Annotated in this window: 19 protein-coding genes; 11 read left to right on the top strand and 8 right to left on the bottom strand. The window is 73.3% G+C overall.

All coding sequences use genetic code 11. The features are described 5' to 3' along the window. The first annotated feature begins 822 nt into the window (after positions 1 to 822). A complete protein-coding gene (locus tag PYR91_RS34200; protein WP_279786775.1) occupies positions 823 to 1,365 on the top strand; it encodes a hypothetical protein in 543 nt (180 codons plus the stop codon). 404 nt (positions 1,366 to 1,769) lie between these two features. Here the strand turns inward: PYR91_RS34200 and PYR91_RS34195 are convergent, their stop codons facing one another. After that, complete coding sequence (locus PYR91_RS34195) at positions 1,770 to 2,294, bottom strand: DUF302 domain-containing protein (RefSeq protein ID WP_279786773.1); 525 nt, start codon at positions 2,292 to 2,294, stop codon at positions 1,770 to 1,772. Positions 2,295 to 2,581: 287 nt separating this feature from the next. Between PYR91_RS34195 and PYR91_RS34190 the strand changes: the two genes are divergently transcribed. The 4 genes from PYR91_RS34190 (at position 2,582) to PYR91_RS34175 (ending at position 6,424) form a co-directional block, all read left to right on the top strand. Next, positions 2,582 to 3,202 carry a TetR family transcriptional regulator gene (locus PYR91_RS34190; RefSeq protein WP_279786771.1) on the top strand — a complete coding sequence of 207 codons (621 nt, stop codon included), beginning with the start codon at positions 2,582 to 2,584 and terminating at the stop codon, positions 3,200 to 3,202. Positions 3,203 to 3,269: 67 nt separating this feature from the next. Next, positions 3,270 to 4,847: an MDR family MFS transporter gene (locus tag PYR91_RS34185; protein ID WP_279786769.1), complete on the top strand. Its 1,578-nt coding sequence runs from the start codon at positions 3,270 to 3,272 to the stop codon at positions 4,845 to 4,847. Between the two features lie 193 nt (positions 4,848 to 5,040). Further along, complete coding sequence (locus PYR91_RS34180; RefSeq protein ID WP_279786767.1) at positions 5,041 to 5,424, top strand: VOC family protein; 384 nt, start codon at positions 5,041 to 5,043, stop codon at positions 5,422 to 5,424. A gap of 100 nt (positions 5,425 to 5,524) precedes the next feature. Further along, positions 5,525 to 6,424, top strand: coding sequence for an aminoglycoside phosphotransferase family protein (locus tag PYR91_RS34175; RefSeq protein WP_279786765.1), 900 nt, complete (start codon positions 5,525 to 5,527; stop codon positions 6,422 to 6,424). Here the strand turns inward: PYR91_RS34175 and PYR91_RS34170 are convergent. Beyond that, positions 6,399 to 8,693, bottom strand: coding sequence for a LuxR family transcriptional regulator (locus PYR91_RS34170; protein WP_279786763.1), 2,295 nt, complete (start codon positions 8,691 to 8,693; stop codon positions 6,399 to 6,401). The genes PYR91_RS34175 and PYR91_RS34170 overlap by 26 nt on opposite strands. A 328-nt stretch (positions 8,694 to 9,021) precedes the next feature. On the opposite strand from PYR91_RS34170, the gene PYR91_RS34165 reads away from it, so the two are divergent. Beyond that, complete coding sequence (locus PYR91_RS34165; RefSeq protein ID WP_279786761.1) at positions 9,022 to 10,095, top strand: phosphotransferase; 1,074 nt, start codon at positions 9,022 to 9,024, stop codon at positions 10,093 to 10,095. Between the two features lie 34 nt (positions 10,096 to 10,129). Here the strand turns inward: PYR91_RS34165 and PYR91_RS34160 are convergent, their stop codons facing one another. The 3 genes from PYR91_RS34160 to PYR91_RS34150 all read right to left on the bottom strand — a co-directional run bounded on the left by PYR91_RS34160 (position 10,130) and on the right by PYR91_RS34150 (position 13,706). Continuing rightward, positions 10,130 to 11,260 carry an endo-1,4-beta-xylanase gene (locus PYR91_RS34160; RefSeq protein WP_279786759.1) on the bottom strand — a complete coding sequence of 377 codons (1,131 nt, stop codon included), beginning with the start codon at positions 11,258 to 11,260 and terminating at the stop codon, positions 10,130 to 10,132. 388 nt (positions 11,261 to 11,648) lie between these two features. Next, positions 11,649 to 12,773: a hypothetical protein gene (locus PYR91_RS34155; RefSeq protein WP_279786757.1), complete on the bottom strand. Its 1,125-nt coding sequence runs from the start codon at positions 12,771 to 12,773 to the stop codon at positions 11,649 to 11,651. 72 nt (positions 12,774 to 12,845) lie between these two features. After that, positions 12,846 to 13,706: a LysR family transcriptional regulator gene (locus PYR91_RS34150; RefSeq protein WP_279786755.1), complete on the bottom strand. Its 861-nt coding sequence runs from the start codon at positions 13,704 to 13,706 to the stop codon at positions 12,846 to 12,848. Positions 13,707 to 13,863: 157 nt separating this feature from the next. On the opposite strand from PYR91_RS34150, the gene PYR91_RS34145 reads away from it, so the two are divergent. Next, the gene (locus PYR91_RS34145) at positions 13,864 to 14,595 is read left to right on the top strand and encodes an SDR family oxidoreductase (RefSeq protein ID WP_279786754.1); all 732 of its coding nucleotides are present in this window, start codon (positions 13,864 to 13,866) and stop codon (positions 14,593 to 14,595) included. Between the two features lie 142 nt (positions 14,596 to 14,737). On the opposite strand, the gene PYR91_RS34140 is transcribed toward PYR91_RS34145, so the two are convergent. Continuing rightward, a complete protein-coding gene (locus tag PYR91_RS34140; protein ID WP_279786752.1) occupies positions 14,738 to 16,225 on the bottom strand; it encodes a hypothetical protein in 1,488 nt (495 codons plus the stop codon). Between the two features lie 86 nt (positions 16,226 to 16,311). Between PYR91_RS34140 and PYR91_RS34135 the strand changes: the two genes are divergently transcribed. After that, positions 16,312 to 17,460 (top strand): ATP-binding protein, encoded by a 1,149-nt coding sequence (locus PYR91_RS34135; protein WP_279786750.1) that lies wholly within the window; start codon positions 16,312 to 16,314, stop codon positions 17,458 to 17,460. Beyond that, positions 17,457 to 18,113, top strand: a complete 657-nt coding sequence (locus PYR91_RS34130; RefSeq protein WP_279786748.1) for a response regulator transcription factor — start codon at positions 17,457 to 17,459, stop codon at positions 18,111 to 18,113. The genes PYR91_RS34135 and PYR91_RS34130 overlap by 4 nt, the downstream gene beginning before the upstream one ends. A gap of 31 nt (positions 18,114 to 18,144) precedes the next feature. Here PYR91_RS34130 and PYR91_RS34125 read toward each other — a convergent pair whose 3' ends face one another. Next, positions 18,145 to 18,516 (bottom strand): DUF5997 family protein, encoded by a 372-nt coding sequence (locus PYR91_RS34125; RefSeq protein ID WP_279786746.1) that lies wholly within the window; start codon positions 18,514 to 18,516, stop codon positions 18,145 to 18,147. A gap of 55 nt (positions 18,517 to 18,571) precedes the next feature. Here PYR91_RS34125 and PYR91_RS34120 point away from each other — a divergent pair, with 55 nt between their 5' ends. Then, positions 18,572 to 19,297: a LysR substrate-binding domain-containing protein gene (locus PYR91_RS34120; RefSeq protein WP_279786745.1), complete on the top strand. Its 726-nt coding sequence runs from the start codon at positions 18,572 to 18,574 to the stop codon at positions 19,295 to 19,297. 137 nt (positions 19,298 to 19,434) lie between these two features. On the opposite strand, the gene PYR91_RS34115 is transcribed toward PYR91_RS34120, so the two are convergent. Beyond that, complete coding sequence (locus PYR91_RS34115) at positions 19,435 to 19,857, bottom strand: VCBS repeat-containing protein (protein ID WP_279786744.1); 423 nt, start codon at positions 19,855 to 19,857, stop codon at positions 19,435 to 19,437. Positions 19,858 to 19,916: 59 nt separating this feature from the next. Here PYR91_RS34115 and PYR91_RS34110 point away from each other — a divergent pair, with 59 nt between their 5' ends. Continuing rightward, the gene (locus tag PYR91_RS34110; RefSeq protein ID WP_279786743.1) at positions 19,917 to 22,928 is read left to right on the top strand and encodes a BTAD domain-containing putative transcriptional regulator; all 3,012 of its coding nucleotides are present in this window, start codon (positions 19,917 to 19,919) and stop codon (positions 22,926 to 22,928) included. Positions 22,929 to 22,984 lie beyond the last annotated feature (56 nt).

Below are 22,984 nucleotides of genomic sequence, written 5' to 3'. Positions count from 1 at the left end.
GCGACCGGGCCCGCAGGACCAACAGGACCAGAGGGACCCATAGGCGCCACCGGAGCAACGGGACCCGCAGGACCCATCGGTGAAACCGGCGCCACGGGAGCCATAGGACCGGCGGGACCTGAAGGGCCGATAGGCCCGACCGGCGCCACCGGACCCGCCGGGCCACAGGGAACAGCAGGTGATCCCGGCGCTACCGGACCGGCTGGACCTGTCGGCGAGACCGGGCCGGCAGGCGCGACCGGCCTCCAGGGACCAGCCGGGCCGGAGGGACCGGTAGGCGCGACCGGACCGGCGGGACCCATCGGCGAAACGGGAGCCACCGGAGCCATAGGACCCGCGGGACCTGAAGGGCCGGCAGGCGCGACCGGACCCGCGGGGCCGGAAGGTCCGATAGGCGCGACCGGGGCTATCGGCCCCGCAGGCCCGATAGGCGCCACCGGCCCCGCGGGACCCATCGGCGAGACCGGACCGATCGGACCGGCCGGACCCATCGGGGAAACCGGCGCCACAGGACCCGCCGGCGCGACCGGGGCCACCGGCCCCGCAGGCCCGATAGGCGCCACCGGCCCCGCAGGACCCATCGGCGAGACCGGACCTATCGGACCGGCCGGACCCATCGGGGAGACCGGGCCCGCGGGACCGGTAGGGCCGGTAGGGCCGGTAGGCGCGACCGGCGCCACGGGTGAGACCGGGCTGCCCGGGCAGGTGGCGTGCTGTAGCGACAGGTGGGGGGTCATCGGGCGTCTCTCCGATGGCGGGCCGAGCGCCGTCTACCGTGTCGGCCCGTATGAGCGGAGTCCCGCCACCGACTCCTCGGCCGACGTGCCTCCGCCCTACGGCATCGGCAGTCTCGGGCTCATCGCCGACAGCACGGACAAGATCACCTTCGGCAACGAGACGGACTTCGCGGAGCTGTCGATCAGCGACATCACCACTCTGAGCTACTGGGCGTACGCCGGAGCCGGGTCCGCGGAGGCGGTCACGGTACCTAGCCTCACCATAGAGGTCGACCCCAACGTGGGCGCGTCCGACTACTCGACCCTGGTCTACCTGCCCGACACCTCCACCAGCCCGTCGGCGCCCGCCACCCGGCTCGCCAACACCTGGCAGCAGTACGACGCCGACGCGGCGGGGAGCCAGTGGTACGCCACCGGGGCGACGGGCGTCCTGATCAACTGCACCATCGCGTCCCCGTGTACGTTCGACGAGCTCAAGACGCGGCTACCGGACGCGGTGATCACACTGAGCCTGGCGTTCACCGTCGGCCCGGACGCCCCGTTCATCGGCGCGATAGACGGATTGCAGGTGAACAACACGATCTACGACTTCGAACCCCTCGGGGTGCGCAAGCTGGTCGCCGCGTGACGGAGGAGCCGATCGGCCACGCGAACGATGTCGATCACCCTGACGCCCGGGTGTGGCGGCGAGCCCGGCACACCCGGGCCAGGGCGGTGGCGGACGACGTCCGCCAGTCCGCGCACCCGGCACACTCCAACCAGGCGGACACCGTGCACGCCTCCCACCGGGCGCGCAAACCACGGCTCACCCGGAGCCAGGGGGGTCCCGCACGAGCCCGCCGATCACCCCGGCCACCGCGCCGGTGCCGGCGCGCCGCCGTCACACCAGCGGCTGGGGCTGGGGACGGGGACGGGACCGACAACCTCCCTGCCGGGCACGCGAGCCACGCACACCCGGGACCAAGGAGGACGTCCCACACACGCACGACCGCCGATCAACCCGGCCACCGCGCCCGTGACGGCGCGCCGTCGTTACGACAGGGGCTGGGGGACGGGGACCGACAGGTGGCGGAGGAGGGCGGCCAGTTTTCGGTCCAGTTCGACGCCCACCGAGGTGATCTCCGGGTCGCCGAAGCCGCCGAAACGGGTGCTGGGCTGGTCGAAGGAGAACCGCGTCACGCCGTCAGGACCCTCGGAGACGGCCGTGCGCAGGGGCGCGTAGAGCATGATCGCCGGGTCCCGGCGGAACATGCGCTGGGCGATGGTGTGGTTGCCCATGAGGTACTCCACGCAGCGGAACCGGTCGCCGGCGAGCCGCATCATCGGCTGCGCGTCGTAGCGCCAGTAGATCATGAACCCGTGCGGCGCCCGCCGCTCGGTGAGCGCGAGCACCTCCCGCCACGGCGCGCCCCGCTCCACCAGCTTCTCGAACTCCTCGGCCGGGTACGCGGGGACGGCCTCCTCGTAACGGCCGCGGAAGTCCTCGAACGCCTCGCCGACGTCGACCGCGAACCGGGTGGCCGGATGTGTCACCGCGGCGATCCGCCCGTCGTCCATGACGTCCCCCTCTCCCCGCTCGACCGCCCCGCCGTCCTCCCCCGCAGACCTGCCCGCCCCGCCGTCCTCCCCCGCAGACCTGGCCGCCCCGCCGTCCTCCCTCACAGACCTGCCCGCCCCGTCGTCCTCTCTCACAGGACCTGCCACCCCCGCGGTCCCCCCACAAGACCTGCCCACCCACGGCCCCGGTCCACCGTCGACGCGCAGGTGAACCCCCGGCGAACCTTGAGGCGCTTCGCACAATAAAAGATTGCAGAGCCTGAAATTTCTTGCCTATGCTGGTCGTTGTGACCCCCGTGGAAAGCAGCGAGAAGCCCGGCCGAAGGGACCGCAAGAAGCTCGAGACCCGTGCGGCCCTGGAGCACGCGGCCCTCAGGCTGGTCGCCGAGCGCGGCCTGGCCGGGGTCACGGTGGAGGACATCGCCGAGGCGGTGGACGTCTCCTCCCGGACGTTCTTCAACTACTTCCCGTCCAAGGAAGACGCCATCATCGGCACCCCCACCTCCGAGGTCGAGCTGTCCAAGAGGCTGACCGCCGCCCCCGCGGGCCTGTCCGCCCTCCAGGCGCTGGGCCTCGCGCTGCGCGAGGAGGCCGAGCTCATCCAGACGCAGCGCGACAAGTGGCTGCTCCGGCTGAAGGTGTTCGAGAGCAACCCGTCACTGCTGTCGCGGCTCGTCGCCGGCGGCGCCGAGGCCGAGCGCGGCCTCGCGGCCGCCGTGGCCGAGCGTGCCGGCGGCGCGGACGACGGGTTCGCCCATCTCGTCACGGCGGTGTCCCTCGCCGCCTTCCGCGTGGCGATGGTGCGCTGGTACGCGGCCGACGGCGGCCCCTCATTGGCGGGTCTGGTCGACCAGACCTTCTCCCGGCTCGCCGCCGGCCTTCCCGACCCCGCGCCGCTCCCCTCCTGACCGCCCCTGATCTCGCGGCGCCCCACACGCCGCGCGCAGTTCCCTGCCCCGAGAAACGTGAGGAAGCATGACCACCACCGACGTGCAAGAAGAACCACAGGCCCGCAGCGGGCCGACGTCCCGCCGGGAGGTGCTGCAGGCGATGTCGGGGCTGATGGTGGGCATGTTCGTGTCCATCCTCGCCTCGACCGTCGTGGCCAACGCGTTGCCGCGCATCATCACCGACCTGCACGGGTCGCAGACCGTCTACACCTGGATCGTCACCGCGGAGCTGCTGGCCATGACGGCCACCGTGCCGCTCTGGGGCAAGATGGCCGACCTATACAGCAAGAAGCTGCTGATCCAGCTCTCGCTGTCGCTGTTCGTCGCCGGGTCGCTGATCGCGGGCTTCACGCCGAACGTGGAGATCCTCATCGTCAGCCGCGTCGTCCAGGGCGTCGGCGCGGGCGGCATGACCGCGCTGGCCATGGTCGTGATGGCCGCCATGATCCCGCCGCGTGAGCTCGGCCGGTACGCCGGCATCTTCGGCGCCGTGTTCGGCGTCGGCACCGTCGCCGGACCGCTCATCGGGGGCGTGCTCGTCGACACCTCCTGGCTCGGGTGGCGCTGGTGCTTCCTGATCGGCGTCCCCTTCACGCTCGTGGCCATCGTCCTGCTGCAGCGCACGCTCAACCTGCCGGTGGTGCGCAAGGAGGTCAAGGTCGACTACCTGGGCGCCTTCCTGATCACCCTGGGCGTCTCGCTGGTGCTCGTCTGGTCGTCCCTGGCGGGCCACCAGTTCGCGTGGGCCTCCTGGTGGACGGTCGCCCTCGCCGGCGGCGGACTGGTCGTCCTCGCGCTGGCCATCCGGGTGGAGTCGCGGGCCGCCGAGCCGATCATCCCGCTGTACCTCTTCAAGAACCGCACGGTGACCCTGTCCATCGTGGCCAGCACGCTGGTCGGCGTGGCCCTGTTCGGCGGCACGGTGTTCCTGTCGCAGTACTTCCAGGTGGCGCTCGGCAAGTCGCCGACGGTCGCGGGCCTGATGAGCCTGCCGCTGATCTTCGGCCTGCTGATCTCCTCGACCGTGGCGGGCCAGCTCATCACCAAGTGGGGCCGCTGGAAGGGCATCCTGGTCGCCGGCGGCGTCATCATGCTCGCGGGGATGGGGCTGCTCAGCACCATCGACGGGCGGACGAGCACGCTCGTGCTGTCGGTGTACATGGCGGTGCTGGGCGTCGGCGTCGGCATGCTGATGCAGAACCTGGTGCTCGCGGCGCAGAACGACGTGCCCGCGCAGGACCTGGGGACGGCGACCTCGGCGCTGACGTTCTTCCGCAGCATGGGCGGCGCCGTCGGCGTCAGCGCCCTGGGCGCGGTGCTCGCGGGGCGGATCACCAGCCTCATGGCCGAGAAGCTCGGGCCGCTCGGCTCCGGCGCCTCCGGCGCGAGCGGCGACGCCGTCCCGGACATCTCCACCCTGCCCGCCCCCGTGGTGCGCGTCATCCAGGACGTGTACGCGACGGCCACCGCCGACCTGTTCCTCATCGGCGTGCCGCTCACCGCGCTGGCGCTGGTCGCCGTGCTGTTCATCAAGGAGAAGCCGCTCAACACCCTGTCCGGTGACGAGCGCCTGGCTCGGGAGAACGCCGTGGTCGGCCACTGAGCCGCCGCCCCGCCTCACGAGGAGCTGGTACCGTCCCGGTGCCGGCTCCTCGCCTTGTTCCAGGGGCCACGCCGCCGCACACCCCCGGCGCGGCGCCCCCTCCGCGTACGGCGAAGCCCCGCCGCCCGGCCACGAGCGCCACCGCGGCCGGGACGGCACTCCACCTCGGCCCGACCACAGAAGGAGCTCGACGATGAAGACCTTCATCAACCTGCCCGTGCGCGACCTGAGCAGGACGATCGCGTTCTTCAGCCGGCTCGGCCTGTCGTTCGACCCGCAGGCCGCCGGGGAGGAGACCGCCTGCATGCTCATCAGCGACGACGCCTGCGTGATGCTGCACACCAGGGAGTCGTTCGCCCTGTTCACCGGCAAGGCGGTCACCGACACCTCCACCAGCAGGGAGGTCATCGTGGGCCTGTCGGCCGACAGCAGGGAACAGGTCGACGAGCTCGTCGACAAGGCCGTCGCCGCCGGCGCCCAGCCCATGGGGGCCTCCCAGAACCAGGACTACATGTACATGCGCGGCTTCTGCGACCTCGACGGACACCAGTGGTCGTTCCTGTACATGAGCATGTGAACGACAGCCGCCCGAGCTCACCGGGACGCTCATGCCGGCCGGAGGGCCCTTCCCCGCATGGGCAGGTGGGCGACGGCCGCCCGAACCGAGAAGGGTCCCCATGCCCGCTGGCAAGATGCACCCCGACGAGCTGGACGTCGACGTCCCGCTCGTCCGCCGCCTGATCGCCGGGCGGTTCCCCGAGTGGGCGAGCCTGCCCGTCGAGCGGATCCCGTCGGCCGGAACCGTCAACGCGATGTTCCGCCTCGGCGACGACATGGTCGTGCGCCTCCCCCTCGTCACGTGGGGCGCCGACGACGTGCTGAGAGAACAGCGGTGGCTGCCGCGCCTCGGCCCGCGTCTCCCCGTCGCCGTCCCCGTCCCGCTCGGCCAGGGGGCGCCCTCCGGGGAGTACCCGCTGCCGTGGTCGGTCTACAACTGGCTGGACGGCGAGAACCCGGCCCCCGGCCGTGTCGCCGACCCCCACCGGCTCGCCGCCGACCTCGCCGCGTTCATCACCGCGCTGCACCGCGTCGACCCCGCGGACGGCCCGCCCACCTCACGCGGCGCCCCCCTGGCGACCGTGGACGCCCAGGCGCGCGCCGCGATCGAGGCGCTGCGCGGGATGATCGACACCGAAGCGGCGACCGCGGCCTGGGAGACGGCCCTGAAGGCCCCCGAATGGGACCGCCCGCCCCGCTGGCTGCACGCCGACCTGATGCCCGGCAACCTGCTGCTCGTCGGGGGCCGCCTCAGCGCCGTCATCGACTTCGGCGCCGTGGGCGTCGGCGACCCCGCCTGCGACCTCATGGTCGCCTGGAACCTGCTCCCGCCCCCCGCGAGGGAGACCTTCCGCACCGCGGTCGGCCTGGACGACGCCACCTGGTCGCGCGGCCGCGGCCGGGCCCTGGCCCAGGCCCTCATCGCCCTGCCGTACTACAAGGACACCAACCCCACGATGGCCGCCACCGCCCGCCACACGATCGCCCAGGTGCTCAACGCCCCCGAGCCGGTCCCCTGACCTCGCCGGGCGCCGGTCCCTCCAGGAGTTCGCCGAGGGCGGCCCGGTCGTTGACGCCCGTCCTCGTGTAGACGGCGTAGAGGGTGTTCGCCACCGTGCGGATCGACACGTGGAGTCGCTTGGCGATGTCGCGGTTGGTGAGGCCCTGCACGGCGAGCACGGCGACCTCGCGCTGCCGCGGCGTGAGATCGGGCGCCTCCAGGCCCATGAGCGCCGCCGTCCGCGCGCCCTGGCACCGCGAGGTCAGGTGCCAGGCCCTGGCCTCGGACGCCCGCGCACCCCTGGCCAGGCCCGCCTCCCGATAGGCGAGCGCGGCCCGCGCCGCCGCCTCCGCCGCGTACAGCGTCAGCCCGAGCCGTTCCAGCTCCGCGGAGGCGTCGTCGAGCCGTGCCCCCGTGCGGGCCCGCGCGTGCCGCGTGAACGCCGCCACCAGCGCGCCCTCGATCGGCAGCGCGGCCAGCCGATCGGCGACCAGCTCGGGGCGGCCCAGCCGCACCACGTCGTACAGCGCGAAGGGCAGGTAACCGGGCAGCGTGTCGCCGGCGACGTCGAGCGCCAGCTCCACGGCACCCCGCGTGTCCCCGCGCGCGGCCAGCGTCCACACCTTCGCCAGACGCAGGGGCACGACGACGTGCGGGCTGATCGGCATCGCCAGCTCCTCGGCCCGGGCGAGCGTACGCTCGGCCGCCGCCACCTCCCCGAGCAGTGCCTGCGCGTGGGCCAGCTCTCCCAGGCAGAGCCCGGCGAACATGCCGCTCCCCGGCAGACGGGCCACCGCCTCACGCGCCCAGCCGAGCGCGTCGCCGACCTGGCCGCGCAACCTGAGCAGCTGCGCCTTGCGCGCCCCGAACTCCACGAGCACCCTGCCCCACGAGCCGAACCGGCCGTCGAGCCGGTAGCCCGCGTCGCAGTGGCGCTCGGCGGCCGGAAGGTCGCCCAGGAGCAGCGTGGCGTGGGTGGCGGCCTCCAGCAGCGCGGCCGTCATGCTGGGCGTCGCCTGGTTCTCCGCGTCGCCCGCCCCCACCTCCTCCACGAGCGCGAGGCACTCCCGCGCGCGACCTTCCGCCGCCAGGATGCCCATCTCCACGGTGGCGGCCGACCTGGCGGCGCGCGCGCCGGAGACCGGCATCCGGCGGATCTCCGCCATGCCCGCCCTTGCGCCGGAGAGGTCGCCGGCGAAGTTCATCAGCGAGACCGCGATGCAGCGCAGCCCTTGCCTGCCGTCCTCGCTTCGGACCCGCGCCGCGGCCTCCTCGAGAAAGGCCGAGGCTAGCTCGACGCGCCCCAGCCCGTAACACAGGTTGAAGGCCCTGAGCGCCGACAGCTCGGTCCGCTCCGCGTCGTCCAGGTCCATCGGCCAGGCCGCGGCGGCGACCTCCTCGGCCTCCCGGTGTTCATCGGCGTGGAAGAGCACCCTGCCCAGCATGATCAGGGCGGGGGCTCCGCCGCCCGCCGCGACCGCCGCCCGGCCGAGACGCTCGGCGAGGATCAGATCGCGCACCATCCTGGCGCGTTCGCAGGCGGCGAGCATCGACCGGGCGTCGCCCGGCGCCCCGCCGTCCAGGCGCCACACGGCCACGCGCAGGACGTCCTCGCGACGCCGCGCCCCCGTGCGGTCGACGGCCTCGGCAAGCCCGCGCATGACGCGGCGAGCCCTGAGCAGACCACACCCGGCCCTGATCAGCTCGCCGTAGAGCGGGTGGGCCAGCCGTACCTGCAGGCGCCGCCCGTCCTGCTCCACGGTGACGAGCTGCCGGTCCTCCAGGCGCTCCACGGCGTCGGGGGAGGCGAGCCCGGCCAGGAGCCCGGCGCCGAGCGGCTCGCCGTAGGCGAGGAACTCAAGCACCTCGCGCTCCGCGGGGGTGACGTCGCCGATGCGGCCGGCGACGGTCTCGCGCAGCGTCGCGGTCATCGCCGACGGCCCTCGCCACCGCCACACGCCGCCGAACTCGGCCAGCGCCCCGGAGAGCACCAGCTCACGCAGGTAGAGCGCGTTCCCCTGGCCGGCCTCGTGCAGCCGGGCGACGGCGGAGGACTCCACCCTGCCGCCGAGGGCCGTTCCCAGGATCTCGCCGGTCTCCTCGACGGACAGCGGCCCGAGGTCGAGGCGGGGCAGCAGAGCGTCCTTCCACAGCGCCCGGACGGCGTCGGGGGCCGGCGACCCGCTGCGCACGGTGGCGATGACACGGTGTCCGCGGCGGGCGACCAGGTGGTGCACCAGCGCGGCCGAGGCCGAGTCGAGCAGGTGGGCGTCGTCGACGACCAGCACCGCGGCCCGTCTCCGGCGGCCCACCCCAGCGGGTTGCCCTCGGGCGGCGACTCGGGCAGCAGCGGCGCGAAGGCGCCGAGCGGCAGCTCCGCGGCGGCCGCGGTGGCCCGCACCCAGGCGACCCCGGTGACGTCGCGCACGGCACGCGCGACGAGGCGGCTCTTGCCCACGCCGGGCGGCCCCGTCACGACCAGGCCGCGGCCGGCCGAGGCGATCTCGGCCAGCTCGATGCCGCGCCCGCCGAACGGCCACGCGTCCGCCACAGGGAAAGGGTATTGGAGTAGGCCCTACTCATGCGAGAGCGCCGGCGCGCGGGCATCGTCGTGGCATGGACATCACGGACCTGCGGCGGCGAATGCTCCGGGAGTTGCCGGACCTGGCCAGGGAGCGCCTCGGCGTCCCGCCGGCCGAGATCACCGACCTGCGCCTTGAGCCGATCGGGTACACGTCGGGGGCGGTGTCCACCTTCGGCCTCTGGCGGGCCCGCGCCGCCACGGCCGGCGGTGCGGACGTGTCCTTCGTCGTCAAGGCGATCCGGGCGCCGCGGCACATATCCGTACCGGGGATCCCCGCGGAGCAACGCGACCAGGCCGCCGCGCGGTATCCCTGGCGCGCCGACCTCGACGCCTACCTGGCCGCGCGCCCCCTGCCGCCGGGACTGCGCGTGCCGAGGCTCTTCCGGGTCACGGACCTCGGCGAGGACCGCCTGATGGTCTGGATGGAGGACGTCCCGGTCCGCTCGGCCCCGTGGGACCTCGACAGGTACGGCAGGGCGGCGCGCCTCCTCGGCGCGATGGCCGAGCTGAACCCCGCCGACGGGCCCGACGTGGGGCTGCGCCGCTACTGCGAGGGCCCGGTCGCCTCCCTCTTCCTGCCCGCCCTGCGCGACCCGGAGGTCTGGCGGCACCCGCTCGTCGCCGAGCACGCAGACCCGCTGCTGCGCGCCGACCTGCTGGCGCTCGCCGACCGCGTCCCCTCGCTGCTGGCGGCGGCCGACCGTCTCCCGCACGCCTTCGCCCACGGGGACGCCTGCCCGCAGAACCTGCTCGTCCCCGCGGACGGCTCCGCGGAGTTCGTCGCCATCGACTGGGGATGGCCGCACCCCACCGCGGTGGGCTTCGACCTCGGCCAGCTGCTGGTCGGCCTGGCGCACGAGGGCCTCACCGAGCCCGCCGACCTGCCGGCCGTCCACAAGACGATCGAGGCCGCGTACACCGCGGCGGTGACCGCCGCCCCCGACGAGGTGGCGCTGGGCTACGCCGTCTCGCTGGTGCTGCGCAGCGCGTGGACGGCGCTCCCCCTGGACCGGCTCCACGAGGAGCCCACCCCGCGGTCGCACGACCTGTTCCGCAGGCGGGCGGGCCTGGCCAGGTTCATCGCCGACCTCGGCAGGAGCCTCTAGTGCCCCCGAGCCGGCCCGTTTCGAGGACTTCCCGCTAGGGGCGGGGGGCGGCGCGCAACGCCTTCAGCACCGCGTGGTAGGCCTGCTTCTTCTTGTAGTCCCGGTCGAACAGCAGCGGCGTACTGCTGGAGCGCCAGGAGTAGTGGTCGGGAATGCCCCAGACCGTGATGCCGGTGCAGCGAGGCACCGCCACGCAGGCGCCGACCACCTCACGGTACGCGGCGGCCTGCGTGGCCCCGGAGCCTTCGACGTCGAGTTCGGTGATCTGGACGTCGACGCCCAGGGCCGCGAACATCTCGATGTTCCGCCGGAAGCCGGCGGGCACCGGGAAGTAGCCGCCGAAGTGGGACTGCAGCCCCACGCAGTCGATCGGCACGCCCCGCTCCTTGAAATCACGCACCATGTCGTACACCGCGCGGGTCTTGGCGGCGTCGGGGTCCTCGATGTTGTAGTCGTTGTAGCAGAGCCTGGCGTCGGGGTCGGCGGCTCGCGCGGTGCGGAACGCCTCCTCGATGTACCCCTCGCCCAGCCTGTTCTGGAAGATCGTGTTGCGACGGGCGCCGGAGTCGCCGTCCTGGAACGCCTCGTTCACCACGTCCCAGGAGTGGATCCGCCCGCGCCAGTGCCCCATCACCTTGGTGATGTGGTTGTTCACCGCGTTGCGCAGTTCGGTGCCGGACAGTCCGACCAGCCAGCCGGGAAGCCCGGGGTGCCACACCAGCGTGTGCCCGCGGATCTTCATCCCCCGGGCGAGGGCGTGGTCGGTGATCTCGTCGGCCCTGGTGAAGCGGAACGTGTCGCGTGCCGGCTCCACCGCGTCCCACTTCATCTCGTTCTCCGGCGTGACCGAGCCGAACTCCCGGTTCAACGTGTCGACGTACGCCGGCTCCGCGAGATGGCCGGCCGCCACGGCGGCGCCGAAGTACCGTCCCGACAGCGCGGCCGCCGCGGCCAGCGTGCTTCCCGCGCCCGGTGTGCCCGGTGTGCCCGGTGTGCCCGGTGTGCCCGGTGTGCCCGGCGTGCCCGGTGTGCCCGCCGCGCCCGCGGGGGCGGCGACCGCCGCGCTCCCCATGGCGAGGACGACGACCGCGCCGATGACGAGCCCCCCTCGGCCCCCGAAGCGTCGCCGGCGATCTCCGCCACGCGGACGGGCAATGTCGATCATGGCTGTTCCTCCACTGGACCATTGATCGATGGACCGGGGACACGATGCCGCGGCCCGCCGGCCATCGGAGGGGCGACGGCGAGCCGCGGCCGTGTCGCCGTCGCCCGGACGAGACCGCCGAGCGCCTGCCGACACAGTCTGAGCACCCGGCAGAAAGGTGTCAACGAAAGTCTGAAATGTTTCGGCCCGCCGAATTCCCGACGGTACGTACGCTGCGGGGACCGCGAACCACTCCCTGGAAAGTTTCAGGAGACCGCCCGCGCGCCGACGGGTCCGGGGGCGAGCGGCGACGCGTAGCCCTTGAGCACGACGCCGTCGGACCTCTCCCGCACGAAGACCGGAAGGGCCGGGGAGCGATCCGCGCGGAGCGGGCGGGCGGCCCCTGCCGTCAGAGCCGTGGCGCCGACGGGGACTGCTCCACCGGGACCCCGGCCGTTCCGGGCCGCGCCGGCGTCACCGCGGCCACCAGGCCGCTGACGGCGAGCGCGAGCAGCGGGGACGACAGCGCGTAGTAGTACGGCTCCGCCTGGGGCAGATGGTCGTACATCCGCTCCCCGACGGTGAGGTAGACCGCCACCAGGAGCATCGGCCCCGCCGTGCCGGCGACCAGCCCGGCCGCACGGCCGCCACGGCGAGCGCCCCACCAGGCCGCGACCCCACTGACCAGGGTCGGCCCCAGCCAGCCGGCCCCCAGCCCCACGGTGCCGGACACGACCGCGAACCACCACGGCCGCGCCAGGACGTCCGTGGCCTCGGCCAGCCGGTCGTGGAGCATGGAGAACTCCATGAACGTGAGCCACGCGCCGTAGACCGCCAGCCCGGCGGCCGCGCCACGATGCCGCGACGCCACCGCGCCGGCCACCGCGCCGATGCCGCCGCCGACGACCGCCGCCAGCAACGCCTCCCGCGCGTCCCTGCCCACAGCGCCCTGCGCCTGGAGGTACAGCAGCGGAGCCGCGGTGAGACAGCACCCCAGCCAGGCGGCGGCGGGAACCGCCACCCCGGCGGCACGCGGGAACAGACGCCCGCAGACGATGGAGGCGACCAGCACGGACACGGCCGGATACCAGGTCGCCCGGGTCAGGTCGACGTACCAGACCACTTCGGCCCCGTAGCCGTAGTCCTCCCACAGGGTGACGTCCAGCCGATGCGCGACCACGGCCTGCCCCCACCCCAGGACGGCCGCGATCACAGCCGCGACGAGCCAGGCTCGCGCCGGCGCCCGCCCCCTGAGCGAAGCGAGCGGCCACGCGGCGACTCCGTAGGCCAGCAGCGACCCGAAGAGCCACCACGGGACGCCCGCCAGCTCGTCCCCCACCCCGCGCACGAGAAAGACGGCGAGCACGGCGCTCAGCATCGTGGCCACGGCCGCGACCATGGGAGCACGCCGCAGCGCCAGCCCGGCCACCACCCCGGTGAGCACGCAGTAGGCGGAGGTGGGCACGCCCAGCAGGGTGAACGCCCAGGCGAGGCTCGGAGTGAGGGCGAGCGTCCCGATGATGCCCAGGCGCATACCGCGCCATGCTCGTCGCGGCCGAACCGGGAAGTCAACCCGCGGTCCGGCCCGGATCACCTCCGCGCCGCCCTAGGGCACGTGCTGGACGAGGCCGGTCGCGGCCCGGACCAGCCCGGCGAGGGCCCGGGAGCGGCTGTGCGGCGGCCACGCGATCACCGTCGTCACCGCCGGCGCGTCCAGCACCGGCACGGCGGCGAGGTCGCGTCGCAGATGGGTCCGGCACGACTCCGGCAGGATCGCCGCGGCCCGGCCGAGCGCGATCAGCTGGTACATCTGCGTGCTGTCGTGAGCCTCCGGGCCGGGGCCGTCCGGGTAGGCGCCGTCGGGGCCGGGCCAGCGCGGCAGCGGCAGGCCCGGCAGCGCGGTGACGTCCGCCATCCGCAGGTGGGCACGGCCGGTGAGGGGGTGGCCGGCCGGCAGGATCGCGACCTGGCCCTCCACGGACAGCTCCTCGGTGTCGAACCCGGTCACCGAGTCGAACGGCCGGTGCAGCAGCGCCACGTCGGCCCGCCCGTCGCGCAGCTGCCGCTCCTGCTCGCCGATCCCGCACAGCACCACGTCTACGGCGACCGCGCCGGGCATGGCGGCGTACGCGTCGAGAAGCCTCGACAGCAGATCGCCGGACGCTCCGGCCTTCGTGACGAGGACCAGGCCGGGGCCCGTCCCGCCGAGGGCGGCTCGGCGGGTACGGCGGCCGGCGGCGTCGACCGCGTCGAGGGCCGCCCGGCCCTCGCGCAGCAGCACCGCCCCGGCCTCGGTCAGCGTGACGGTACGGCTCGTGCGTTCCAGCAGCGCCACCCCGAGCCGCCGTTCGAGCTGCAGGATCGCGCGCGACAGCGGCGGCTGCGCGATCCCGAGCCGCTGCGCGGCCCGCCCGAAGTGCAGCTCCTCGGCGACGGCGACGAAGTAGCGCAGCTCCCGCGTCTCCATGCCGCCACGGTACCGGCGCGGGGCCCGTGCCGCGCGTCCGGGAACCGGCGGGGCCGGGTGCCGAGAAGCCGGCGCCCGTGCGTCGATACCCGGGAGGTATCGATGCCCACCCAAGCGGTGTTGGAGATCCCGCGGGGGCGCGGACAGGATCGAGAGCATGAGCGAACAGAGGATCGCGCTGGTCACCGGCGCGAACAAGGGGATCGGGTACGAGATCGCGGCCGGCCTGGGCGCCCTCGGCTGGACCGTCGGCGTCGGCGCCCGGGCGCAGGAGCCCCGGGAGGCCGCCGTGGAGAAGCTGCGCGCGGAGGGCGTCGACGCGTTCGGCGTCCCGCTCGACGTGACCGACGACGCGAGCGTGGCCGCCGCCGCCGAGCTGGTCGGGGAGCGCGCCCACCGCCTCGACGTGCTCGTCAACAACGCCGGCGTGACCGGCGGCTTACCGCAGGAGCCCACCACCGTCGACCCCGCGGTCGTGCGGGTGGCCGTGGAGACCAACGTGATCGGCGTCATCCGTGTCACCAACGCGATGCTGCCGCTGCTGCGCCGCTCGGCGTCGCCGCGGATCGTGAACATGTCCAGCACCGTCGGCTCCCTCACCCGGCAGACCGCCTCGGGCGGCGAGCTCACGTCGGGCCCGCTGTCCGTCGCGTACAGCCCGTCGAAGACGTTCCTCAACGCCGTCACCGTCCAGTACGCCAGGGAGCTGCGCGACACGAACATCCTGATCAACGCCGGCTGTCCCGGCTACTGCGCGACCGACCTCAACGGCTTCCGCGGCGTCCGCACCCCCGAGCAGGGCGCGGCGATCGCGATCCGGCTGGCCACCCTGCCCGACGACGGCCCGACCGGCGGCTTCTTCGAGGACGCCGGACCGGTGCCCTGGTGACGGACGAACGCCTCGCGGCCCTGAGGGCGTCTCCCGGCGGGGACGCGGCGTACCGGCGGCGCCCACCTCTGGGCGGACCACCGGGAGCCCGTCAGGTGTAGCCGTCCCCGGCTCGCCCGCCGGCCGGAGCGGGACCCGTCCACTATCGCCGGCCGGGCTCTGCGGCCCGCTTACGGCCGACGGCGATCAGCATGCCGAGTGCCGTGTACGCGCAGAGCAGCGTGAGCCCGGCCCACCCGGGGAGCGGGAAATACCCGGCCGAGGGAGCGTAGTGCTCCGTCACCTGTGGATACTCCAGCACCGTCTGCTTGACCGCGAAGGCGGCGGCCGGCGTGAGTCGCAGCAGCCAGTCGGAGACCGCGTCGGGGAGCAGCGGGAACGCCGTGACGACATAGGGCAGGACGATCAGCGACACCCCGGCGAGGATCGCAGGCCCGCCGCGCCGCAGCCGCACGCCGAGCCCGTACGCGAGGACGGCGCACAGCGCGAGCACCGCCGCGAGCCCGACGACCACCCGAACGCCGGTGAGCAATGGCGGCGACGGCACCACGACGCCGCTTGCTCGCAGGCTCGCCATGCCCGCCGGCAGGACGACGCCGACCGCGACCAGACCGGTGACGAAGCCGGCCCCGGCGAGTACGAGTGCCCGAGCGACGATCACCTGCCGGGACGCCGTCTCGCCGGCCGTGCGGGTGCCGTAGCGGGCCGCGGCGACGACCACGATGATCAGCGCGAAAGGCAGGCCGGGCAGCGTGGTCTCGACGCCACGTACACCCCCCTCGCCGAGCGGCCCGATGTCGCCGGTGCCGCTGATCGTGATGACACCGTCCTTCTCCACGGCTCCCGACGCGTGGTGGAGTCTCTCCCAGTCGGTGTGGTTCATCTCGCCCACCGAGTCGCTGTCCCACCCGCCGGTGGCGCCGCCCTCGACGGTGACGTCGTCGAAGACGCCGACGGCCTGGGTGAACCGGACCTCCTCGATCGCGCCGCCGAGCCCGACCTCGCGGAGCGTGAGATCGCCGGGGGAGGCGGCGAAGAGGCCGACCCGCACGGTGTCCGGCAGCCCGTCGAGCGTCGCGGTCGCGACGGTGCGCCACCGGCTGCCGTCGGCGGACTCGGAGCCGGTGATCACGTCGCCCGAGCGGGTCAGGCGCAGCCAGCGCGGGGCCCGCGCCGAGACGCCCCCAGCGCTACCGGCGACGTCATGCCGGTAGTCGTGCTGGAAGCGAACACCGTGGCCGCCGGTCATCATGAGCGCCGCGTACCGCGACCCCTGCCGCACGCCGTCCTTGACGATGATCCCGGCCTTCGCCCACGGCACCAACCCGGACACGATCCGATCGTGTTCCGGCGGTGGATAGGTGATCGTCCCGGTCATCGAGGTCATCCGGACGGTGATGCCGCCCTCGCGACCCAGGTCACGATGGAGGAACCAGAACTGGTCACTGACGATGGAGCCGTCATCGGCGACGGGCACGGCCGGGCAGGGCCCCGGGCAGGACGTGTGCATGTTGAGCGTTGACAGCAGACCAAGTCCGATGACGGTGAGGGCCGCGACGGCCAGGGCGATCAGACGTCCCGGACGGCGGAACGCGGCCCATTCAGCCCGGAGGAGTTCGGTGGTCGACATGCCGTCGGTTCTACGGATGGGCGCGTGACACGACCCGAACCGGCGCCGTCATGCTGTTGTTAGGTTTCCCAGGGCATGCTGGCAACATGATCGGGCTGCGAAACGGGACGGTGAAAGCACGGTTCACGATGTTGTACGCCGTGGTGTTCCTCCTGTCGGGCGCCGGGCTGCTGGGCCTGGCCTTCCTACTCTCCGGCAGCAGTTGGCGCGACGTCGTCCCGGCGAGAGACCTCCCCGGCCAGGGCGGCGTCAGCGCGGCGCAACTACGCGTCTGGCAGTTGGAGAACCAACTGGCCGAGGCGCATACGCAGCAGTCTCGCCAGCTGCTGGTCGGCTCGCTGCTGGCGCTGATCGTGATGGCGGTCGTCTCGGTGCTGCTCGGCCGGATACTGGCCAAGCGTGTCCTGCGGCCGCTGCGGCTCATCGCGGCCGCCACCCGGCGCATCTCCGCCGACAGCCTGGATCGACGGCTGGCCGTCACCGGTCCGGCGGACGAGGTGAAGGACCTCGCCGACACCATCGACGAGCTGCTCGGACGGCTTGAGGCGTCGTTCACCGCGCAGAGGCGTTTCGTCGCCAACGCCTCCCATGAGCTGCGTACGCCGCTGGCGACGATGCGGGCGTCGCTGGACGTCGCGGTCGCCAAGCCCGACCCCGCCGCCTCGACGGTGGCGCTCGCGGCCCGCCTGCGCCCGCAACTCGACCGGGTCGACCACCTGCTCGACGGGTTCCTCGTGCTGGCCCGGGCGCAGCACGGCGCGCTGGCCGACGCCGCGCCGGTCGACCTCGGCGACCTGACGGACTCCGCACTGCGGGAAAGGTCGGCGGACGTCCGGCGGAAGGGGCTGCGTCTGACGGTGGACGTGCCGCCGGCTACGGCGACCGTGGGCAGCCCGGCGCTGCTGGCGCGGCTGGTGGGCAACGTCGTCGACAACGCCGTGACCCATAACGAGAGCGGCGGATGGATCGAGATCACCGGGTACGCGAACGCGCGGGAGACGGCACTGGTCGTCGAAACCGGCGGGCCGGTCCTCGACCAGCGGACGGTCGAGCGGCTGGCGCGGCCCTTCGAGCGGCTCGGCGGCGAGCGCACCGGCTCCTCGGGCCTGGGCCTGTCGATCGTGGCGGCCGTGGCCGCCGCCCACGGCGGCCGGCTCGCCCTGCTCGCCCGGCCGGAGGGCGGCCTCCGCGTGTCGATCACCCTTCCGGCCGCGAAGGTGCCGGTGGGGACATGAGGATTCTGGTGGTCGAAGACGACGACGCCCTCGCCGAGGTCGTCGCCGAAGGGCTACGCGACCAGGGCCTGGCCGTCGACCTGGCCTACGACGGGCTCACCGCCGCCGCCAAACTCGACCTCACCGCGTACGACGTGGTCGTCCTGGACCGCGACCTGCCCGGCCTGCACGGCGACACCCTGTGCCAGATGATCACCGAGCGGGCGGACCGGCCGATGGTGCTGATGCTGACCGCGGCCAGCGCCCCCGGCGACCGGGTCAGCGGGTTGACCCTGGGGGCGGACGACTACCTGGCCAAACCCTTCCACTTCCCGGAGCTGATCCTGCGCATCCAGGCGCTGGCCCGCCGAAGACCGGACGCGCGGCCCCGGATGCTGCACGTGGCCGCGATCGCGCTGGACCCGGTGAGCCGAACCGCCGTCCGCGACGGGCGGCACCTCGACCTCTCGGCCAAGGAGTTCGCCGTGCTCCAGGCGCTGCTGCGGGCGAGCCCGGGCTACCTGAGCGCCGAAACCCTGCTCGAACAGGTGTGGGACGAGAACGCCGACAGCTTCACCAACACCGTCACCGTCACGGTGGGCCGCCTGCGACGCAAGCTCGGCGACCCGCCGGTCATCGCGACCGCGCGAGGAGTCGGCTACCGAATCGCCTGATCACCAACTCGCGGCCCTGCGGGGCCCGCCTCTAGCGTTGCTTGAGGCGGAGTGCTTCCTTGCGGGTCTCGGCCTGGATGGCCCGCTCGCGCTCCAGCCACGCCGGGTTCTCCGCTTTCAGCGCGTCGATCTCGGCGGTGGTGAGCGGCTCGGTGATCCCGTTCCTGATCAGGCCGGAAACGGAGACCTTGAGCTTCGCGGCGATGACCTGCTTGGGGTGCGGGCCATTACGTCGCAGGTCGGCGAGCCAGGCGGGGGGCGTCGACTGCAACTCGTTCAGCTCGTCCCTGGAGACCACACCCTCCTGGAACTCGGCGGGCGTGGCCGAGAGCAGGACATCCAGCTTCTTGGCCGCGGTCGCGGGCTTCATCGTCTGGATGCTCTTCGGTTTGGGCGAGGTCATACCGCCAAGCGTAGTCAGTCGGAACCGGTTCCCCCGACATCGCTACGCTGAGGAAGTGACCGAGGAAGAGACAGGCGAGGTGTTCCGGCTGGCGTACGTGCCCGGGGTGACCCCCGCGAAGTGGGTCGACATCTGGACCGAGAGGATCCCCGGCGTGCCGATCGTCCTGGTGGCGGTCCCCGCCGCCGAGGGGGTGCCGCTCCTGCGCGACGGCGGCGCCGACGCCGCGTTCGTCAGGCTTCCGGTCGACCGCGACGGGCTCAGCGTGATCCCTCTCTGGGTGGAGAACACGGTGGTCGTGGTGCCCAAGGATCACGCGATGGCCGCCGCCGACGAGGTGGCCGTCGCCGACCTCGCCGACCACGAGGTGCTCCATCCCCTGGACGACACCATCGAGTGGCCGACCCGCCCCGGGCTGCCCGCCTTCACCCGACCGGCGACGACGGCGGACGCGGTCGGACTGGTGGCCGCCGGCACCGGCATTCTCCTGGTTCCGCAGTCGCTGGCACGCCTCCACCACCGCAGGGACCTGACCTACCGGCCGGTGCCGGACGCCCCGCAGTCCCAGGTCGCGCTGGCCTGGCCCGCGAACGCGACCACCGACCTGGTGGAGGATTTCATCGGCATCGTCCGCGGCCGGACGGTGAACAGCTCCCGGGGCCGCACCCCCGCCTCCCCCCCGAAGAAGCCGGCACAGCGCCAGGCCCCCAAACCCGCACAGGGCTCCGGCCGCCGAGCAGTGCCGGCGGGCCGCAGAAGGAAGGGCAAACGACCCCGGTGACCCGCGGCCCGAACCTTCACGGCTGACGCTGGAATCCAGAAGGCCACCTCCCGAGTGAGAGGTGGCCATTGACCTGGGTGGAGCTGAGGGGATCCGAACCCTGACCCCTTCGACGCGAACGGTGGGCGACACCGACGTCAACGCCTTGCCGGCCTGTTCAGGCACGTGCCGACATCTGTGTTCCAGCCGGTGCCGATGGTGACGGTGGTGGAGACGTTCGGCGCGCCGGGCGTGCCCTTGTTCAGATAGGCGCGCAGCGTCCCGTCGCTGCCGCGGGCGATCAGGTCGCTCTTGTCGTCGCCGTCGATGTTCCAGCCCGAGCCGATCACCGCACCCCCGTCCACCGACGGCGCACCCGGAGTACCGGTACCGCGATACACCCGCAACGCCCCATCCGTCGACAGACCCACCAGATCCGCCCTGCCATCACCGTCGAAGTCCACCTCCTCACCCGTCACGTCCACCTCCTCACCCGTCACGTCCTCGGTCTCGACCGGCCCCGAGCCGGCGTCGACGGGGCGCCGGCGATCAGGCTGCCAAGTGCTCTGGTGAAGAGGCATGCTTGGGGTGGCTGTGAAGAACCTTCAGAGGCGATGAACGCGAAGCCTGGGGAGACCCGATGGAGTTCCGTCTGCTCGGCCCGGTGGAGGTATGGAGCCAGGGCCGCCAGGTGCCGATCGGTGGCGCCAAGCCGCGCGCGCTGCTCGCGGCGCTGCTGCTGGAGGCGGGCCGCGTGGTGCCCAGGGAACGGCTGATCGAGGTGGTGTGGGACGAGAAGCCGCCGTCCACGGCGCGGCAGATCCTGCACACGTACGTGGCCTCGTTACGCCGGGCCTTCACCGACGCGGGGCTGCCGCCGGTGATCGTGTCCCATCGTGTGGGCTATCTCGCCGAAGTCCCGCCGCAGTGCCTGGACAAGCTCGTCTTCGAGCGGCACGTCGCCGAAGGGCGCGCCGCTGCGCGGGAGGGCGCCCACGTCAAGGCCCGGGAGCTGCTCCAGGAGGCGCTCGCGCTCTGGCGGGGAGCCGCGCTGGACGGGATCAGCGACTCCTTACTGCACTCGGAGGCCGCCAGGCTGGAGGACCTGCGGCTGGCGGTCCTGGAGGAGCGGATCGCCGCCGACCTGGCCGCCGGCCAGGGCGAACAGCTCATCGAGGAGCTGAACAAACTCGTCGTGGCGCACCCCGGGCGTGAGCGGCTGCGCCGCGACCTCATGGTGGCCCTGTACCGGGCGGGGCGGCAGGCCGAAGCGCTGGCCGTGTACCAGCAGGGCAGGCGCGTACTCCTAGAAGAGCTGGGCGTCGAGCCCGGGCCGGAGCTGCGCCAGGCGCAGGCGTCCATCCTGCGTTCCGACCCGGCACTGCTGCACACCGCGAAGCCCGTCGGCCGCCTGCTCCGTCAGCTTCCGCCGCCGGTCCCCGACTTCACCGGCCGCGCCGATGAACTGGCGGAACTGTGCGGGCACCTGACACGGCCGGACACGATGCCGTTCTGCGTCATCTACGGCCAGGGCGGGGTGGGCAAGTCGGCGCTGGCCCTGCAGGCGGCCTACCAGGTCGCCGGCGCGTACCCCGACGGGCAACTCCACGTCGAGCTGCGCGGCACGACCGAGACGCCCGCTCCCCCGGAGGACGTCCTGGGGCGGTTGCTGCGCGAGCTGGAGCCGCCCGGCACGCCGCTGCCCGGCACGCTTGAGGAGCGCGCCGGGCGTTTCCGCACGCTGCTGGCCGGCCAGCGCAAGCTGGTGGTGCTGGAGGACGCCGCGTCCGAGAGCCAGGTACGGCCGCTGCTACCCGGCGCCCGCGGCTGCGGCGTCATCGTCACCTCGCGCAACCGGCTGGCCGGGCTGGCCGGGGCCTCGTTCGTGGACCTGGGCCTGCTGCCCGCGCAGTCCGCGTTCGACCTGCTGGCGCGCATCACCGGCGACGACCGCATCGCCACCGACCCGGACGCGGCCCGGCGCATCGCGGGCCAGTGCGGTGGCCTGCCCCTCGCTCTGCGGGTCGCGGGGGCGCGGCTGGCCTCGCGCCGCCAGTGGCCGGTGGCCCGGCTGGCCGACCGGCTGGCCGACGAGCGCCGCAGGCTGAACGAGCTGGCCGTCGGGGACCAGGAGGTGCGGGCGAGCATCGGCCTAAGCTACCGCCTGCTGCCTGAGCGGGCCAGGACCGCGCTGCGCCGGCTCGGCCTGCTCGGGCTGCCGCACTTCGGCGTCTGGGTGGCCGCCGCGGCCACCGACACCGACCTCGAAGCGGCGGAAGAGGTGCTGGAGCACCTCGTGGACGCGTCCCTCGTGGACATGGCGGAGACGGATCCGGCGGGACAGGTCCATTACCGGCTGCACGACCTCATCCGGCTGTTCGCCCGGGAACGCGCCGTGGCGGAGGAGCCGGAGGCGGCGCGCGGGGCCGTCGTGACCAGGGTGCTGGGCGGCTGGCTCTGGCTGGTCCAGCAGTTGAGCGCCGAACGGCCCACGGGGATGATCCCGAGGCGCGCCACGGGCGGGCTGACCCACGCCGTGGCCCCGGAGATCGTGGGCATCGTGCTGGCCGACCCTCCCGCCTGGATCCGGCGGGAGGAGGAGGCGCTCGTCGTCGCGGTCGAGCTGGCGGCGGCCATGGACCTCGACCAGATCGCGGTCGAGCTGGCCGCCGCGCTGTCGTCGGTGGCCTTCGAGGGCAGCCAGTACGTCTTCGACAACCCCTTCACGGCCTGGCAGCGTACGCACCAGGCCGCCCTGGCCGTGGCCAGGCGCATGGACAACACGCTCGGCGAGGCCAAGCTGCTGGCCGGCCTCGGCCAGCTCTGCTACGAACGCGACCTGTACGCCGAGTCGCGCGAGTACCTCAGCCAGGCGCTGTCCCTGTTCCGCGCGGCCGAGGACACCCGGGGTGAGGCCACCGTTCTCGCCGCGCTCGGCGCCGCCTGCCGCGAGCAGGGCTATCTGCCGGAGTCCCTGCACTTCCTGGGCGGCGCGGAGGAGCTGTGGGCCGACCTCGCCGATCCGGAGGCCGTCGCCCACGTCAAACGGCTGGCGGGCACGGTGTATCTGGAGCGCGGGGACTACCCGGCGGCGCGGGCCGCGCTGGCCGCCGCGCTGTCGCTGTACCAGGAGGCCGGCAACCTCCGGGGGGAAGGTCTCGTGCTGCGCAACATGTCGTTGTACCACCGCGCCCGCGGAGAGCTGGACACCGCACTTGAGCTGTGTGAACGCGCGCTTGCGATCTTTCACGACCAGCGCGACCGGTTCATGGTCGCCTACTGCCGGCGCGCCCAGGGCAAGACCCTGCTGCGGCTGGGCCGGCCCGACGAGGCACGCCGGTGGCTGGAGGAGTCCCTCGACGTCTCGCGCACGGTGCACGACCGCTGGGGCGAGGCCTGCACCCTGCGCGTCCTGGGCGAGCTGTTCCTCGCCGAAGGCCGCCTCTACCAGGCCAAGAGCCATCTGGAGGAGTCGCTGCGGCTGTGGGACTCGCTGCGCGTCGCGCTCTTCCGTGCCCGCACGCTGCGCGACCTGGCTCTGGTGCACCGGGCGCTCGGCGAGGACGCGGTCGCCGTCTCCCTGCGGGCGGAGGCGCTGGAGGTCTTCCGGCTGCACGAGGCGCGCGAGTACGGCGAGTCCCTCACGGCCTGAGGGTTTAAGGCGGATTACAGCCTTCTTGTAGCCGGCTGGAGCACGATGACGCCTCG

The organism is Sphaerisporangium sp. TRM90804 (assembly GCF_029846175.1).
Lineage (GTDB): Bacteria > Actinomycetota > Actinomycetes > Streptosporangiales > Streptosporangiaceae > Sphaerisporangium.
Note: the sequence above shows the minus strand (reverse complement) of the source record. Positions and strands in the feature narration are given on the sequence as shown.